Raw genomic sequence first — 16,428 nt, forward strand, 5'->3', positions numbered from 1 at the left:
CGGGCGATGTCACGTCCCGCCTCGCTGCGGCGCGTGCCCCGCCGCACTCCCCGCCGTACGCCCCGCCGTGCTCCCTGCCGCGCTCACCGCCGCGCTCACCGCCGCACTCCCAGCCGTGCTCCCTGCCGCGCCCGCCGCCGAGCTTGCCGCCGCGCTCACCGCCGCGCTCCCCTGCGCGCGCCCCGCGGCGCCCTGCGACAGCCCGCGTTGCAGCTGACGCTGCGCCTCGCGCTGCGCCTCGAGTTGCGCCTCGAGTTGCGCCTCGCGGCGACGGATGCTCGGAACCTCGTCCGAACTGGGGACGTCGGGCGCGAGCGAGCCCGGGGGGAGCGGCCCGGCGGCAATGCGGAATCCGTCCCCGGTCACGGTCGGACCATCGATGATGTAGACCGGGCGGTCCGGATAGGCGGCGACCGCCGCGCGACGCACGTCGGCGGAACGGTCCCAGGCGTAGACCGTTCGCGATGTGTCGGCAAGGTCGAGCGGGTTCTCCAGCGATGCCATGTGGTAGTCGGGATGGCGGCGCCCCCGCACCAGGACGAGCGCGCGTCCCCAGTGGTGCGACGCGGCGAATGCGCGCATGTCGCCGCTCATGAAGCGATAGCCGTGGTACTTGTCGACCGCCCGCCAGGGCATCCACGTCAGCATCGCACTCGCGCTGAGGGCGAGCATGGCGACCGTGGCGCGTGCGGCTGACGGGGTTGCCCGGCCGAAGAGCGCTCCGGGGGCGCGCGCCACGAGGACCAGGCACGGAACGACGATGAGGAACCAGTAGCGTGCCGCGAAGTCGGGGCCGCCCGAAAACCAGTAGAAGGCGTGAAGGCCGACGACCAGGGCGATGACGGCCAGCATCGCGACGTCGAGGGCGCGCAGTCGCCGCGAGCAGAGCAGGGCGACGATGAGGACGAGAGAGCCGCAGGCCCACCCCAGCAGCTCGTAGTCGAGCGCAGCGCCATTGAGGAGCGAGTTGAGCACGACGTCGCGCAACCCATGGCCGGGCCACGGATCGAGCCCTCCCCATCCCATTCCTCGGTTCGGGCCGAAGCCCATGTCGTTGGCGCCCGGGGCGTAGTACTTGTCGACGTACATCATGATCGGGAACCGCTTCGCCGATCCGGTGAGCGCCGCGTTGTACGGAAGCGTGAGTGCCGCCGTGGCGACGGTGACCACGGTGAGCACGGCGCTGGGAAGGAGCCGGAACCAGCGATGACGCGCACCGAGTGACCAGACCCCCATCACGAGGGCGACGGCCACCCCTTCCAGCGGACGGATGAGCCCGACGACACCAGTCGCCACCCCCGCCAGCGCCGCCGGGAGCAAGACCTGTCGCTCGCGCGCCAGCGCGATGCCGAGCGCCGCGGCCAGGGCGCACGCCAGCGTGGCGGTATGCGTCATCAGGCTCATCCCGAGGAAGAGGAACCAGGGAGAGACGGCGAGCAGGAGCGTCGCCAGCCGCGCGGTGCGCGGGGTGTCGAGCCGCCGCATGAGCGCGTGCACCAGGAGGATGCACACCCCGCTCAGGATCGGGTTCACCAGCCACGGCGCGCCGACACGGACGCCGAGCGCCAGGATGGCCGGCCACCCGGGCGGGACCGGCGAGAACATGCGCGTGTCGTCGAAGTAGACCAGGTCCACGTCGAATGCCGCCGGCACCGGAGGCGCCGGCAGCTGCAGCAATCCCCGGGCGAGGTAGCGCGCGTGGAAGAGATAGACGATCTCGTCGGGAAGGTGCGGAACCGCCTCGTAGGCGACGTAGGCCAGGAGGGTGCAGGCCGCCACCACGGCCAGCCCGCAGCTGACGGCAAACGGGTCGAGGAATCGCCCGGGGGAGGGACCGTCCTCGCCGCCCAGGAGGCGCGTGAGGCGACCGGCGACGCGGCCGGCTGCGGCGTCGCCGAGCGAGGCGGCCAGCAAGGTTGCCGTCGCCAGCGACAGGAGCTGCAGCGCCGTCGACAGGAGCAACTCGCCGGCGTAGGCACGGGGGTCGCGCGAGGCCACGGCGCTGAGCCCGGCCAGGAAGAGCCCACCCGCCAGGAGCATCCCCGCCGGGGCCAGCCCGCGCAGCCAGGCGAGCGCCGCCGCCCAGCGCCCGCGCATCCCCCACCCGACCGCCGCCAGCTGCACCAGCAGGACGGCGGTCGCGGCGGCGTGCGGCCAGTGGACCAGGCGCGCCAGCTGGTAGTGCGGGTACCAGACGTCCTTTCCGGAGAGGATCAGCGACAGCGAGGCCCCCTGCCCCGCGACCAGGAGGACGAACCACCCCAGGGGAGTCCCTCGGCGCGGGGCGGACGGACCGGCCGTCACGGCCCGCTCCCCGGGCGCGCGATCCAGTACGCCTCGACCTCTCGCGCCATCGCGGTCCCCTGCGCGCGCAGGCGCGCCAGCGCCGCCGCGTCCAGCAGCCGCCCCCGGGTCATGACCATCTCGACGCGCCGCGTGTTGCGGATGTCGCGCGTCGGATCGCCCTGGAGCACCACGAGGTCGGCGACGCGCCCCGGCGCCACCGTGCCTAACGAATCGGTGGCCGCGAGGTACTCCGCGGGACGCAGCGTGGCCGACTGCAGGGCCTGCAGCGGCGACAGTCCGGCCCGCACCAGCAGTTCCAGCTCGTCGTGCAGCGCGAGCCCGGGGGCGGCGTACAGGTTCGGCGTGTCGGACCCCGCCAGGATCGGGACCCCGGCGCGCGCCATGGCCCCGACGACCCATTGCTGCCGCGCGAAGATCCGCGACAGCGGGTGCCCCACGGGCTCTGGCTCGCGGGCCCACCCGCGCCACGCGTTTCGCGGCGGGCGCAACTCCAGCGGCGCCGGGGGGAGGCGTACCGCCGAATCGGCCGAACGGCCCAGGACCCCCATCAGCCGCAACGTCGGAACCTGGTACACGCCGGCCTTCGCCAGGCGCGCGAAGAGCGACTCGGCGCGTGCCTGGCTGAACGATGGCAGCAACAGTGCGTCCGGATACTCGCTGCGCTCCCACACGCCTGCCTTCCAGAGCGCCCGCGCCCACCACGGTCGTTCCCGGTATGCCCGGACCTTCCACCGCACCGATTCGTCGGCCGCGCACGACGCGAGGATGTCGTCCAGGTGCTCCACGACGCTCTGCCCCGCCTCCAGCTGTCGGGCGAGCGTCTCCCCCTCCGGAACGCTCCCTTCCAGGCGCAGGCCGTGCCGGCGACTGGCCGCCGCCAGGACGGGAATGAGCGCATCGTCGAGCGACAGCAGGTACACACCGGTCGCCCCCGCCGCCTGCAACGCCTGCACCGTGGCCTCCACGTCCTCCCGGGAGCGCAACGGGTGAGGGAGTCCGGGCGCGACCGGCGCCATCCCGATCTTGGGGCCGGTGTACACGATGCGCGGCCCCAGGCGCTCTCCGCGCTCGATGGCCGTGCGCCAGCGCCGAAGCACCGACACGTCCCCTGCCACATCGCGAACGCCGGTCACGCCGCTGGCCAGGAAGAGCGGGTGAAAGAGGCGCGCGTTCGAGTCGAGCGGGGCGCCGTCCCTCTCAGGGAGCGCCTGCTCCACGTGCATGTCCCAGAGGCCGGGGATGATGAAGCGTCCTTCCACCCCCACCACTCGCAGTCCGCCCGTGCGGCGCCAGGCGGCACGCGGCACCACCTCACGCACCCTCCCGCCCTTCACGACGACGACCTGGTCCGCGTGCCGGGCACCGGTCGCGACGTCGATGACGGTCGCCCCGACGAGCGCCATCGTCTCGCCCTCGGCCGCGTCCCGTTGCGCCGGCGCCGCGCTCCCCTGCGACCGTGCCTCACCCGAAACACTCGAGACGATCGCGAGCGCGCATGCCAGGCGCACGACGGCGTTCGAGGGGTGCGAGAGAGTGAGGAACCGGATCGGGAAGTGCGCCATTCCGTCGAGAGAATTCGTTGGGTGCACTCCTTGCAAGCGCCGTTCCTGTTGCCGGGGCCGCCGCCCCGGCGTCACCGCCTTGCCGCATCACCTCTCCCAACCTCGCGTCCGGCGTGGTCGTGCGAAGCGATGCCGGCGGCTCGCCCGAGTCCTACCTTGGGGGGCCCGCCCCGACCATCCGTCCACCTCCCGACTCCCGCATGGCGGCTCCCCGCGGCGCACCGATCACCATCGCCATCGACCCCGCCGCGCGCGAATCGCTGGACGAGGTTCGCTACGCCCTGCGCACGCTGGCGCATACGGCCGGATTCTCCACGCACATGGTCTGGTTCGCCAGCGGCATGACCCCCGACGTGTACTACGGCCCCGCGAAGGACGTCGACGCCGCCATTCGCATCCCGGCCGTCCCGTGGGCCTTCGCCACCGCGCCCAATCGGGAGCCGGTGCGTGCCCGCCGGGCCATGGGACTCCCCTTCCTCGAGTTCCCGGGGGAGACGTTCGGGGATGCACTCATCGACGACCGGCGACTCGCGTATCCCTCGGACGTCGCCTTCGCCGCCTACTGGCTCCTGACGGGAGCGGCCGAGCCGTCGTACCCGCGCTCGCGCTTCGACGACCTCGACCTCGACCGCTCCGTCCTCGTGCGCGACGCGCTGCTCTCGCAGCCGCTCGTCTCGCTGCATGCCGCGCAGTGGCGCGCGCGGCTCGACCCCGCCGGGACGCGCGCCCTGCCGTGGGCATGGGAGGAGGGGGAATCCCGCTTCGCCTTCGCCTTCACACACGATGTCGACTACCCGGAACTCATTCGCCCCATCGAGGTGCTTCGGGTCCTGAGGGATCGCGGGCGGCACGGCATTCCCCTCGCCGCGCGCGTCGCGAGCGGACGCAGCCACTTCTGGACCTTCAGGGAGTGGGTGGAACTCGCCGCCACGTACGGCACGCGCCCCTGCTTCTACTTCATGGCGCGGCAGGGGTCGCTGTGGCAATACGCCCGCGGCACCCCGGACGACTTCTACGACGTGCGTGCGCCTCGCTTCCAGCGCCTCTTTGCCGAGCTGCGCGACGCGGGATGCGAGATCGGGCTCCACGCCTCCTATCACGCGCACCGCAGCACCGACATGCTGCGCCGCGAGGTGCAACGCATCGCCGAGGCGGCCGGGGTCGAGTGCGCAGGGAACCGCCACCACTACTGGCACCTCGACCCCGACGATCCCAACGAGACGCTGCGCCGTCACGCGGAGGCGGGGCTGCGCTACGACTCGTCGCTGGGGCTGGAATACTACCCGGGCTTCCGTCGGGGGATCTGCCACCCATTCCGTCCCTTCCACCCGGCGCGTCGCGAGCTCCTTCCCATCGTGCAGCTCCCGCCGGCCTGGATGGACGACCACTTCGACCGCCGGCTCGCGAAGAACCGTATCGACGCCCCCGACGCGGCGGCGAGGGCGCTCCTCGATGCCGCCCGCGCCACGCAAGGGATCGTCGTGGTGGACTACCACTCGCGTGGGATGAACGGCGAGTTCTATCCGCGCTACGGCCCATGGCTCACCCGGTTCGCCCGAGCGAACTTCGATGCGTCCCTGCGCGGGATGACGCCGAGAGAGATCCACCAGGCCTTCCTCGCCCGCGAGCGCGCGCTCGAGGCGGTTGCGCGCGATGACACGATGCCGTCCAGTCCACCACGCGCGTCGTCCTCGGGGCCCACGCTTGAAATCACAGCCATGGAGACCGAAGACATCGCCGCGGTCGCCGCACTGCACCATTCGCTCTTCGGCGACCCGAGGATCAACGGTCACTCCATCGCGACGCTCGGCGCCGGCTTCCTGGCCGACGCATTCTACGCGCTGAACCTGGACAATCCGGGAATCCGGTGCCTCGTCGCCCGGCTCGATGGACGCGTGATCGGGTTCTCGGTGTACGCAATCGACAGGGATTCCGTCTTCCGCCATCTCGTCAGGCGGCACCCGCTCCGCCTCATGCTGGCATCGGCGCGCACGATACTCCGGCGACCGTCCACCATTGGCGCGTTCGTGAGCAATGCACGATACATGGGAAGCGAACGGCTCCCGTTCCTCGACGACGTGCCGGGGTGGTGGATCGTGGCCGGCGTCGAGCCCGAGGCCCGCACACCCGAGTTCGAGGCACGCATCGGCCGCAGGGTCGCCGCCCAACTCTTCGACAGCATGGAAGCGCACATGCGTTCGGTTCGATGCAACGCGTGGTACGGCGTCGTTCGCCCGGACAACCCCCAGATCAACGCCTTCCTTCAGCGTCGCGGCGCCCGGGACGTCGGAACAGCAAGGGCGCAAGGACTCACGATGCGCTACTACGTCAGACGCTACGGCGAGGACTCGTGACCCACGCTTCACATGACGGAGCGGCGGCCGGACGTGCGACGCTGTACCGGCGCGCGGTCCTCGAAGCCACACCACGCCTCCTGGGCCAGCTCGACCGGGAATCACTCTCCCCGACCTGGGGGAGCTTCGATCGCGACCATTGGGCGTGGAAGTTCCGCGACTTCCCGGTCAACATGCTGCAGTTCGGGCTGCTCCCGCTCTCCTGGCTCTATCAGCAGCCGTTCGAGGGCAATCCCTACGCAGGGAGTGCAGTGCTTTTCGGCTGGCTGACCGGGGGCACCGAGGCGGTCCTCACAAGACAGCACCGCAACGGTGCCTTCGATACCGTCGCCCCCAACTCGCAGGACCATGGCGTCACTCTCGCCATGGCCTATACGCTCGCCACAATCCTGCAGCGGCTTGGCGACGAACTACCGGCCACGCTGCGCGATCGTGTCACCGAGGCGGTGCGCCGCGCCTGCACCTTCGCGGCGCGCTCTCATGAAGACTACGCGTTCATCAGCAACCACCAGGCGCTCTTCGCCCTCGCCTGGCTGCGTGCTGGGGAATTGCTGGGCGACGACGCGCTGGTTGCCCGTGCCGAAGCCACGGTGGCCGAGATCATGCGCCAGCAGTCGGCCGACGGGTGGTATCGGGAGTACGGGGGGGCGGATCCGGGCTACGAATCGCTCGGCATCCAGTACCTCGCCCAGTACAGGACCCGGCGCCCGTCCAGTGCCCTCGATCGCTCCCTCGAGAAGGCGCTCCACTTCCACTCGCACTGCATCCACCCGGATGGGAGTGTCGGCGGTGGCTACGGTTCCCGCCACACATCGCTGTGGTACCCGGGAGGGTTCGAGCTGCTGGCTCGCGACTTCCCCATCGCCAGGGCCGCGGCGCGCTTCCTCCGAGAACGGCTCGATGCCGCGAACGTGGTGACCCCGGCCACGGTCGATGCGCACAACCTCGCGTCGCTGCTGAACGGCTATAGCGTGGCGGCCGACGCCAGCGCTGGAGCGCCCCAAGACGAGCCGGCCCCCCCCCTTCCCTGCGAGCGAGACGAAACGTGGCAGGTATTCCACGACTCGGGGATTGTTGTGGCTGGCAAGCCACAGTACTACGCGGTAACGAGCCTGAACAAGGGCGGTGTGCTGGCGGTCTTCGACCGAGCCGCGCAAACGCTTGTCTATGAGGACGGAGGGTATGTCGTCAGCTCCGGGGGCCGCACCTGGTCCTCGGCGCTCCTAGGGGGCGGCCGGGGCGAGGCCGGGCGGGAGCACGGCTCCAGCGTCGCCGTCAGTGCGCGCTTCGGACGGGCGGATCGGGAAGTCCTGACCCCCGCCAAATTCCTGCTCCTGCGACTCCTCAATCTGACGGTCTTCCGGAACGTCGCCCTTGGGGCGCTGGTCCGTCGCATGATAATTGCCAGACTCGTGACCGGCCGAACGGACGGCCCATTCCGTCTTTCGCGTCGCATCGACTTCGCCGAGGACAGGGTGGAGGTGCAGGATGAGGTACTCGCCGAGGAGCGTGACGCGATAACCGGGGTGTGGCGACCGAGCGCGTTCACCGCAATCCACATGGGGTCGGCGCGCTACTTCAGGGGACGCGACCTCATCGATGTCGAGGGGAGGAGGGCGGGCGAAGGGACCGACCTGGCGCAGCGCCTCGCAGCGACGGGACGAATCTCGCTGCGGCTCGTCATTTCGTGCATGGCAGGGCAAGCGGCGCGAGTCTCGCAGTCCGATACCGAAGTCGAGTAGCCGTTGCGCCTCCACCACTTTCGCGATGATCTACGTCCTGCTCCCAGCCTACAACGAGGAAGACGCCATCCGGCCGCTGGTCGAGAAGATCGGCAAGGCGATGGCGAAGCTGCAGGCCGACTATCAGGTCGTCGTCGTGAATGACGGGAGTCGGGACCGCACGCTCGAACGCTGCCTCGAATTGGCGCGGCACCATCCCCTCCACGTCATTTCCCACAAGCTCAATCGCGGCCTTGGCGAGACCATCCGCGACGGGATGGAATACATCGCCGAAGTGGGGAGCCGCAGCGACATCGTCGTGCGCATGGATTGCGACGATACACACGATCCGGAGTACATCATCGGCATGGTGGAGAAGCTCCGGGACGGGTGGGAGGTCGTGATCGCCTCGCGCTACGCGCCGGGCGGAGGCCAGATCGGAGTTGACTGGTACCGGCGAACCATCAGCCGCTGCGCAAACCTGCTGATGAAGACCTGCTTCCCGATGCGCGATATCTGGGAGTACACCAGCGGATTTCGCGCCTACCGTGTCGCATTGATCAAGGATGCGATCGCGATCTTCGGCAATCAGTTCATCGACCTCAAGGGGATGGGGTTCACCGGGACGGTGGAGAAGCTGGTGAAGTGCCGCATGCTCGGGGCGCGCGTCACCGAGCACGGCTTTGTCCTGCGCTATGACCAGAAGGTGGGACCAAGCAAGGTCATTACCTCGCTGACGACGCTGGGCTACCTGATGGTGATCGCGAAGTACATCGTGTACTGGGGCGACGTCGGGGCGCGTTGGAAGCTCGAGAGCGCGGAGCGCCAACGGGTGGCGTACGACGAGCGCGGAATGCCTCGCGAGACCGTGGAGCTGAAGAGCGCATGTGTGGCATAGCCGGGATCGTTTCGCATGACCTCGGAGCTGCGCCCGACTCCGAAATGCTCGGAGCGATGCTCGACGCCATCGCCCACCGCGGTCCGGACGGCGAGGGAATGCACCTCGACGGGCCGGCGGCACTGGGGCACAAGCGGCTCGCCATCATCGACCTCGAGACAGGGCGGCAGCCCATGTCCAACGAGGACGGCTCCATCTGGATCACCTTCAACGGCGAGATCTACAACTACGTGGAGCTGCGCCGCGAACTGGCGCGGCACCATCAGTTCCGCACGCATAGCGACACGGAGGTCATCCTCCACCTGTACGAGGAGCTGGGCGAGCGCTGCCTGGAGCGGCTGAACGGGATGTTCGCGTTCGCTATCTGGGACAGCCGCCGCCAGCGGCTGTTCGCGGCGCGCGACCGCATCGGGATCAAGCCGTTCTACTGGGCCATGACCGACCGGGCCCTCCTCTTCGCCAGCGAGCCCAAGGCGCTCCTGGCCACCGGCATGGTGAGCGCCGAGCCCGACAGCGTCGGACTCGAGGAGTACCTGACCTTCCAGTTCTGCCTGGGCGAGCGCACGCTCTTCCGCGACATCCGCAAGCTGGAACCGGGGCACTACCTCACGTTCCGTCCCGGACGCGATCGCGCACCTGCCGATGTCTGCTATTGGGACTACAACTACGAGCTCGACTTCCACCATACCGAGGACTACTACCGCGAGCAGCTGGTCGCCGTCCTGAACGATGCCATCCGCTTGCAGCTTCGCAGCGACGTCCCGGTGGGAGCCCACTGCTCCGGCGGCATCGACTCGTCCACCGTCGTCTCGCTGGCCGCCCGTCACTATCCGCACACCTTCAAGACGTTCACCGGAGCCTTCCGCGAGGGACCGCAGTACGACGAGACGCGCTATGCGCGGGCAGTGGCCGAGAACGTGAACGCCCACTACCACGAGGTGTGGCCCTCGGCACGGGAGTTCGCCGACACCCTCCCGTGGCTCATCTACATGATGGACGAGCCAGCGGCGGGCCCTGGCCTCTTCCCGCAGTACGCCGTCTCGAAGCTCGCGCGCGACCATGTGAAGGTCGTGCTCGGTGGCCAGGGAGGCGACGAGCTGTTCGGCGGCTATGCGCGCTACCTCGTCGCATACCTCGAGCAGGCGCTCAAGGGCGCGATCTACGGGACCGGGAGCGACCCGCGCTACGTGGTCACCTGGGACTCCATCGAGCCGTCACTGGGGATGCTGAAGCAGTACCGGCCGATGCTCCAGGGCTTCTTCAAGGACGGGTTGTTCGAGGAGATGGATCGGCGCTACTTCCGCCTCGTCTCGCGCATCGAGGATGCCGAGTCGCTCATCAGCGGCGACGTCTGGGGACCCACCGCGCACGATCGGATGTTCCAGTCGTACGCCCAGATCTTCAACAACCCCTCGACCAAGTCGTACTTCAACAAGATGACGAACTTCGACCTCAAGACGCTCCTGCCGGCGTTGCTCCAGGTCGAGGATCGCACCAGCATGTCGGTCTCGCTCGAGTCGCGCGTCCCGCTGCTGGATCACCGCATCGCCGAGTTGGTCACGCGCATGCCGCCCGCCATGCGCTTCAAGGGAGGCGATTCCAAGCGCATCTTCCGCGAGGCCGTCCAGCCCTTCATCCCCGACGTCGTCTTCTCGCGCCGCGACAAGATGGGCTTCCCGGTCCCGCTCACCGAGTGGCTCCACGGTCCCATTCGTGAATTCGTGGGCGACGTGCTGCTCAGCGACCGTGCGCGCCAGCGGGGCGTGTATCGCATAGGGGGGGTGGAACGGCTGCTCGCAGGAGAGGCCGCGTTCGGGCGGCAGTTGTGGGGGCTCCTGTCGCTCGAGCTCTGGTTCCGGGCCTTCGTGGATGGCGAGCAGCTCCCGCGCCGGCGCCTGGGGAGCGCCGCAGCCGTCGTCTCGTGAGCCCGATTGGTCCGACTTCAGACCGGTGCGCTCCCACCGGGGCGCACAAGTCCAGTGCCGGCATCAGGCAGTGCACGGCCGCCCTCCCGCTGGCTGCCGGAGGTGCGCCGTGGCGCTGTCGCTGACGGCCAGGCGGCGCGCGTGGTCGATTGGGCGTGCCGCGCTGGCGGTCGCACTGCTGACCCTGCTGGCGCGCGGAGGACTCATCGAGTGGCCCAAGTTGAAGGGGCTGGTGCTGCATTGGCCGTTGTCGCTCCTTGCCCTCGCCCTGTTGTTGCTGGGGCTGGCGATCGGGTCGTGGCGATTCTGCGTCCTCACCGCGGCGCGCGGCTTTCGCTTGACCCTCGCCAACTCGCTTCGCCTGACGCTGATGGGCAACGCCGCGAACTTCGTCCTGCCGACGATCGGGAGCGACCTGGTCCGCGTCTGGTTTGCGTCTGACGGGCACGCCGGGCACCGCACCGAGATCGCCACAATCTGCCTCCTGGATCGCGTGCTCGGCCTGATGGGACTGCTCCTCCTCCCCGTCGCCCTTGCGCCGTGCTTTCCCGGCATCGTGCGCACGAGCCCCGTCGTCCTTTCGATTCTCCTGGTCTCGGCGGCCGGCGCTGGCGCGCTGGCGGCGGCGATCCTGGTCGCCCTGTCGCGACGCGGGCTCGCGAGCGCCCCCGTCCGCTTCCTCCTCCGCACCTTCCCGCTCGGCGGATACCCCCGACGGGTCCTCGATACCATCCACGTGTACCGCCAGTACCCCGCCGCGCTCGTCTGGGGCGTCGTCTGGTCGGTCGTCTCGAACTTCTGCATGGCGGCCAGCATTGCCGCCCTGCAGCTGGCGGGAATTCCCGTGGCGGTCGCCATGCTCGGGGGATTCCTCGCCTCCCTCGCCTTCGTCCTCAACAACGTCCCCATCACGCCGGGGGGGATCGGTTTCACCGAGGCGGCCGTGGCGTCGCTCTACGGTCATGCCGGCCTGGGCGGCGGGGCGGAAGTGATGCTGCAGATGCGCATCCTCCTCCTCGTGCTGGCGCCGGTCGGCGTGATGCTCTACTTCCGCGGCATGCGAGCGTACTTGACGCCGGCGCGCGCCTGACGTCCCACCCCCCGGATGAAGCGCCCCCGCATGAAGGTCCTGACCGTCGTCGGTGCCCGCCCGCAGTTCATCAAGGCCTGGCCGGTGGGACGCGCCCTCCGCGAAGCCGGAATCGACGAGCACCTCGTCCACACGGGGCAGCACTACGACGAACGGATGTCGCAGGTGTTCTTCGAGGAAATGGGGATCCGCCGCCCGGACCAGAACCTCGACGTCGGCAGCGCCTCGCACGGCATGCAGACCGGGCGCATGCTCGAGGCGCTGGAACGCGTCATGATCGACCAGCGTCCCGACTGGGCACTCGTTTACGGAGACACCAACAGCACCCTGGCCGGCGCCCTGGCGGCGTGCAAGCTGGGGATCCCGATCGCCCACGTCGAGGCGGGGCTCCGGTCGTTCAATCGCAGCATGCCGGAGGAGCACAACCGGGTCCTGACCGATCACTGCTCCGAGCTCCTCCTCTGCCCGACGCAAACGGCGGTGGACAACCTCGCACGAGAGGGGGTGACGCGGCGGGTGCACCTGGTGGGCGACGTCATGTATGACGCCGTCCTCCACTTCGGCGCGATGGCGCGCGAGCGCTCGCGCATCCTCGAGGAATGCCGCGCGGGTGACGGCGGCTACTACCTCGCCACGATCCATCGCGCGTACAACACCGACGGCGGCGAGCGCCTGCTGGCCCTGCTGCGCGCCCTGGACGAGCTCGACGCGCCGGTCGTCCTCCCCCTCCACCCGCGGACGCGCGCTCGGCTCACGGAGCACGCTCCGCGCACCGCATTCTCGCGCCTTCGCCTGATCGATCCGGTCGGCTACCTGGACATGCTGCGCCTCGAGCAGGGGGCGCGCGCCATCATCACCGACTCGGGTGGCGTCCAGAAGGAGGCGTACTTCTTCGGCGTCCCGTGCTTCACCCTGCGCCCGGAGACGGAGTGGGTCGAAACACTGGCCAGCGGGTGGAACACCCTGGTAGGTGACGACGCATCGGCACTCCGCCGCATCGTACCGGAATTCCGACGCCCGTCGACCCAGCAACCTCCGCTATATGGCACCGGAGACGCAGCCCAGCGAATCGCCGCGCTTCTGCTGGACCGATAGCGCTCTGCAGCGATCCGCGAGGTAGCGAGCTTCGCGGCACGCCGGGCGCATTTCGACCTGCACTACGCGGACTTCGAGCAGCGCGATGCCATGCAAGCACGACAGCGCTGCCCCCTGTTTCAGGGAGCAGCGCTGTGTCAGTTGCACGTTAGATGGTCGTGAGACCAGCCGGGGCGAATCCGACCGACCTTTAGGACCTACCCAGACGACTCAGGAGCAGCGAGCGCTGGGATCCGAAGTGCAGCCGTCGTTCCGCGTAGCCGCGCCGTCGAGCACGCCGTAGCGGCCCTGCAGCGTGATCTCGCGAAACGTTCCGAACTTGGTCAGTTCAGGAGACTTGTACATGTAGATAGATCCTCCCTAAGACTCCGGGCACTGGCCCCGGCACCATGCGATCCCCTGTGACCGCAATTCTAAGACACCTCGATCGTTCAAGGCAAGGGCAACTTCCTCCGCTCCCTCCCGGGAAACCCTTGCACCGCGCCCTACTCGGTCGATCGGAGCCACCACTCGGCCTGCAGCGCCGTCAGCAGCGCATGGGCCCGCTCGAGATCGTCCGACCTTCCAGCCAGGTAACTGTCGACCTCCTCCAACAACTTACGGTGGTCTACGACTCCGAGGTCCGCGAGAAGCATGCCAGCCCCGAATCCCTCCCGTCCCTCGCGCAGGTGCGCACGAAGCGTCCGGCCCAGGTACGTCACCGGTGTCCCCGTACGCTCCGCCCGCGGCGCGACGACCTCATCAGGGAGCAGACCCCGCATCGAATATCGCAGCAGGTGCTTGTTCTGTCTCCCGGAATTGCTTTCCCAGCGCGGGCGCGTGGCGGCAAACCGGACAATCCGGTTGTCGAGGAGGGGGGTCCGCAACTCTACACCCTCCCCCTGACAAATCGCGAACACCAACGCCGTGATGCGCTCGGGGTACGAGGCCCGCAGAAACCACGTGCGTCCCAGCGCCGAGAGCCCCTCGCCCCGCCGCCGCGGCCAGTCGATGCGCCGACGCGCCAGGAGGTCGCGACTTCGCCGCAACGGATCGGCAATCCATGCCGGGGGGTGACGCACATGATGGTCGCTCAGCGGGCGTCCGCCACGCACCCACGCCAGCGCGGCAAGAATTGCCGGGGACAGATTTGGCTGTACCGCGGTCTTGAAGACACGGTACGGCGTCACTCGGCCGAGCAGCACCTTCCACTCCCGGCGGAACTCGAGCAGCCGTCCTTGGCGAAGGAGGTCGGCGAGGAATACGGGAGAGGTCGAGAACCAGGGGTCGCCGCCGTTGCCGTTCAGGGCGACGTGCGCCCCTTCATGGCGACACCCACGCGCCAGCGCTCGGTTCCACAGCTCGTACGAATGGTAGATCGGTTCGTCGCGACGGCGGGCCCGGGCAAGCGACGGTTCGAAGTCCGGAACATCGCCGATCGGGATGAAATGTGGCTCCGCCCCCCAACGCCGCGTGGTCGCCTCGATCAGCTCGTCCTCGCGTCCGGGGTCGCCGGCCGGATGAGAGAATGACACCGACCGTAGCGCGGCCCCACTTCCTCCGCTCCCCAGCCGCCAATTTCCCGCGGCATAGATCGCCGGGGAATCGTAGCCGCCGCTCAGCATGACGGCGGTCCCACGCGGTAGATCGGTTCGCTCCGCCACGGCTTCCGCGAGCAGGCGGCGCAGTTCCTCGGCTCCTTCCTCGAACGGTACGCCCGAGTCTTGCTCGAAGACCGGTACCTCCCACCACCGCCGGACGGAACCCTTGCGCTCCGCGCTCCACTGCAACGCATGCCCACTCGGAATGCGATGGATGGCCGTGCAGGCCGTCTCTGTCGGAACGGCGAGGTCGATGTCTGCCGCATCTTCGCACAGCGCAATCACGTTCCACCCGTGCGGACAGCCGGGGACTGCGCGCACCTGGCGCAGCCTGGTCGCCACGGCAATGCCACTGCCGATGTCGGCGTGAAACAGGGTGCGCGCTCCCGAGTGGTCTCGTGCCGCAAAGAGGACGTGCTCCTTCGCATCCCATGCGACGAAGGCGAACTCCCCCTCCAGATGGTCGACGGCACGCCACTGCCACGCACGCACCGCAGCCAGGATCGCCGTCGCGGCCGGAGCCTCGCGGGAAAGCGGCGGCTCGGCCGCGCGCATCAGCGCGGCATTCAGCGCGTCACGATAGAACAAGGCCGCGTGGGCGATCACAGTGTAGCGGCCGTCAGTGGCGACCCTATGCTCCGCGCGCTCGTCCCACGCCGGTGACGCAACTCCGAGAACGACATCGGGAGCGGGACGGTGGAGGGCCACGGTCGCATCGTCCGCCATGCCAGCTGGAGCAAGCAGCGCGCGCACCCCATGGTCGTCGAGCGCGGCCGGGGCGCCCACGAGGGCGAGCAGCGACGTCACGAATGCCAGCCGACGATGGTCCTGGCCACCGATTCGACGGACTCGAGGGTGCGCGCCACCTCGAGCCGGTACACCGGAACGTGCGACGCCAGTGTCGCACAGCGGTCGAAGACGCGGATCGACTCGACGCCGCCCATGAGTACCCCGAGCTTGGAATGCGTCATCAGCGTGACGGTGGCCAGCGCCGCGGGAAGCACGGTGCGCTGTACGAGCGGCGCCCCGGCTCTTCCCTCGACCGGGATCAGCTCGTACAAAGCGGCAAGGGGGACAGGGTCGTGCTGCACCAGGTCAGCGGGGAGCGCGTCGAAGGTGCGTTTCTGGCTGAGGCCCACGCGCCAGTCCCCCAGCGTTCCGAAACGCTCGGCGGCATCGCTCCACAGTCGCACCGAGTGCACCCCGGGCCGCGCGATCGCCTCCCTCGGATCGACTGGCAGCGTGTCGTCGGTGAGGAGCCGTGCTCCGAGCGAGGCGAGTGTCAGCGCCAGCGTCGACTTGCCCGAACCTTTCGGCGCAAGGAAGCCGATTCCGCTCCCGCCGATGGCGACGCCGCTTCCGTGAAGGCACAGGAGACCCTGCTCGTGTGTGGCTACGGCGAGGACCCGGCCGAGGATGTCGATGCGGACGAGTTCCCGGTCGCTGTTCGCAACGGGATACCACGTGACCTCGGCTCCGGACGACGTAACGTCGAAGGTCCCCGTGTCGTCGAAGACGAGCCGAAGTCCACGTGGCGTCTGATGAAGTGCAGCCTCGATCCCGGTGGTCAGTTCGTCACGGCCGACGAGTGTGCAGGGCAGCTCCGGGGGCGGGGAGTCCTCGACGCAAAGCGTCCAGTCCGCCTCCGCGCCATCCTCGACGCTCCGGAGTTCCGGGAATGGGAAGGGAGCCGACAGGACGCCGCCGAAGACGCGATAGCGCAACATGAACGAGTGATGAACGTCGGGAACACAGGGATGGATCGACAGGACGCGCCGCATTGGGCACAGGCATTCACGCCCGATCGCGTAGCGGTACGTGCAATCCGCGCGCCTGCTCCTCGCGCTCGTGATGGCGCGGCCGAAAATTGCGCGCCACGAATCAAGAAAGATATTC

10 protein-coding genes are annotated in these 16,428 nt (G+C 69.1%); 6 read left to right on the forward strand and 4 right to left on the reverse strand.

Annotated features, from left to right (window positions below; genetic code table 11):
- Positions 1-9: 9 nt before the first annotated feature.
- Both ABS52_19145 and ABS52_19150 read right to left on the reverse strand, forming a co-directional pair.
- Complete coding sequence (locus tag ABS52_19145) at positions 10-2,304, reverse strand: hypothetical protein (GenBank protein ID ODS99988.1); 2,295 nt, start codon at positions 2,302-2,304, stop codon at positions 10-12.
- Positions 2,301-3,869 carry a hypothetical protein gene (locus ABS52_19150; GenBank protein ID ODS99989.1) on the reverse strand — a complete coding sequence of 523 codons (1,569 nt, stop codon included), beginning with the start codon at positions 3,867-3,869 and terminating at the stop codon, positions 2,301-2,303. The genes ABS52_19145 and ABS52_19150 overlap by 4 nt, the downstream gene beginning before the upstream one ends.
- Before the next feature lie 200 nt (positions 3,870-4,069).
- On the opposite strand from ABS52_19150, the gene ABS52_19155 reads away from it, so the two are divergent.
- The 6 genes from ABS52_19155 (at position 4,070) to ABS52_19180 (ending at position 12,952) form a co-directional block, all read left to right on the forward strand.
- The gene (locus ABS52_19155; GenBank protein ODS99990.1) at positions 4,070-6,223 is read left to right on the forward strand and encodes a hypothetical protein; all 2,154 of its coding nucleotides are present in this window, start codon (positions 4,070-4,072) and stop codon (positions 6,221-6,223) included.
- Positions 6,220-7,965 (forward strand): hypothetical protein, encoded by a 1,746-nt coding sequence (locus tag ABS52_19160; protein ID ODS99991.1) that lies wholly within the window; start codon positions 6,220-6,222, stop codon positions 7,963-7,965. The genes ABS52_19155 and ABS52_19160 overlap by 4 nt, the downstream gene beginning before the upstream one ends.
- A gap of 25 nt (positions 7,966-7,990) precedes the next feature.
- The gene (locus ABS52_19165) at positions 7,991-8,842 is read left to right on the forward strand and encodes a hypothetical protein (protein ODS99992.1); all 852 of its coding nucleotides are present in this window, start codon (positions 7,991-7,993) and stop codon (positions 8,840-8,842) included.
- Positions 8,830-10,767, forward strand: coding sequence for an asparagine synthase (glutamine-hydrolyzing) (locus ABS52_19170; protein ID ODS99993.1), 1,938 nt, complete (start codon positions 8,830-8,832; stop codon positions 10,765-10,767). Before ABS52_19165 ends, ABS52_19170 begins: the two co-directional genes overlap by 13 nt.
- Before the next feature lie 109 nt (positions 10,768-10,876).
- Positions 10,877-11,857 (forward strand): hypothetical protein, encoded by a 981-nt coding sequence (locus tag ABS52_19175; protein ID ODS99994.1) that lies wholly within the window; start codon positions 10,877-10,879, stop codon positions 11,855-11,857.
- 30 nt (positions 11,858-11,887) lie between these two features.
- Positions 11,888-12,952, forward strand: coding sequence for a UDP-N-acetylglucosamine 2-epimerase (locus ABS52_19180; GenBank protein ID ODT00035.1), 1,065 nt, complete (start codon positions 11,888-11,890; stop codon positions 12,950-12,952).
- Between the two features lie 485 nt (positions 12,953-13,437).
- On the opposite strand, the gene ABS52_19185 is transcribed toward ABS52_19180, so the two are convergent.
- Both ABS52_19185 and ABS52_19190 read right to left on the reverse strand, forming a co-directional pair.
- Positions 13,438-15,339, reverse strand: a complete 1,902-nt coding sequence (locus ABS52_19185; GenBank protein ID ODS99995.1) for a hypothetical protein — start codon at positions 15,337-15,339, stop codon at positions 13,438-13,440.
- Complete coding sequence (locus tag ABS52_19190; protein ODS99996.1) at positions 15,336-16,259, reverse strand: hypothetical protein; 924 nt, start codon at positions 16,257-16,259, stop codon at positions 15,336-15,338. Before ABS52_19190 ends, ABS52_19185 begins: the two co-directional genes overlap by 4 nt.
- Positions 16,260-16,428 lie beyond the last annotated feature (169 nt).

It is taken from the genome of Gemmatimonadetes bacterium SCN 70-22 (genome assembly GCA_001724275.1).
Classification (GTDB): Bacteria; Gemmatimonadota; Gemmatimonadetes; order Gemmatimonadales; family Gemmatimonadaceae; genus SCN-70-22.

Coding starts and splice junctions, on each gene's coding strand:
- ABS52_19180 (ODT00035.1), top strand. CDS start 11,888: ATGAAGGTCCTGACCGTCGTCGGTGCCCGCCCGCAGTTCATCAAGGCC.
- ABS52_19155 (ODS99990.1), top strand. CDS start 4,070: ATGGCGGCTCCCCGCGGCGCACCGATCACCATCGCCATCGACCCCGCC.
- ABS52_19165 (ODS99992.1), top strand. CDS start 7,991: ATGATCTACGTCCTGCTCCCAGCCTACAACGAGGAAGACGCCATCCGG.
- ABS52_19190 (ODS99996.1), bottom strand. CDS start 16,259: ATGTTGCGCTATCGCGTCTTCGGCGGCGTCCTGTCGGCTCCCTTCCCA.
- ABS52_19150 (ODS99989.1), bottom strand. CDS start 3,869: ATGGCGCACTTCCCGATCCGGTTCCTCACTCTCTCGCACCCCTCGAAC.
- ABS52_19170 (ODS99993.1), top strand. CDS start 8,830: ATGTGTGGCATAGCCGGGATCGTTTCGCATGACCTCGGAGCTGCGCCC.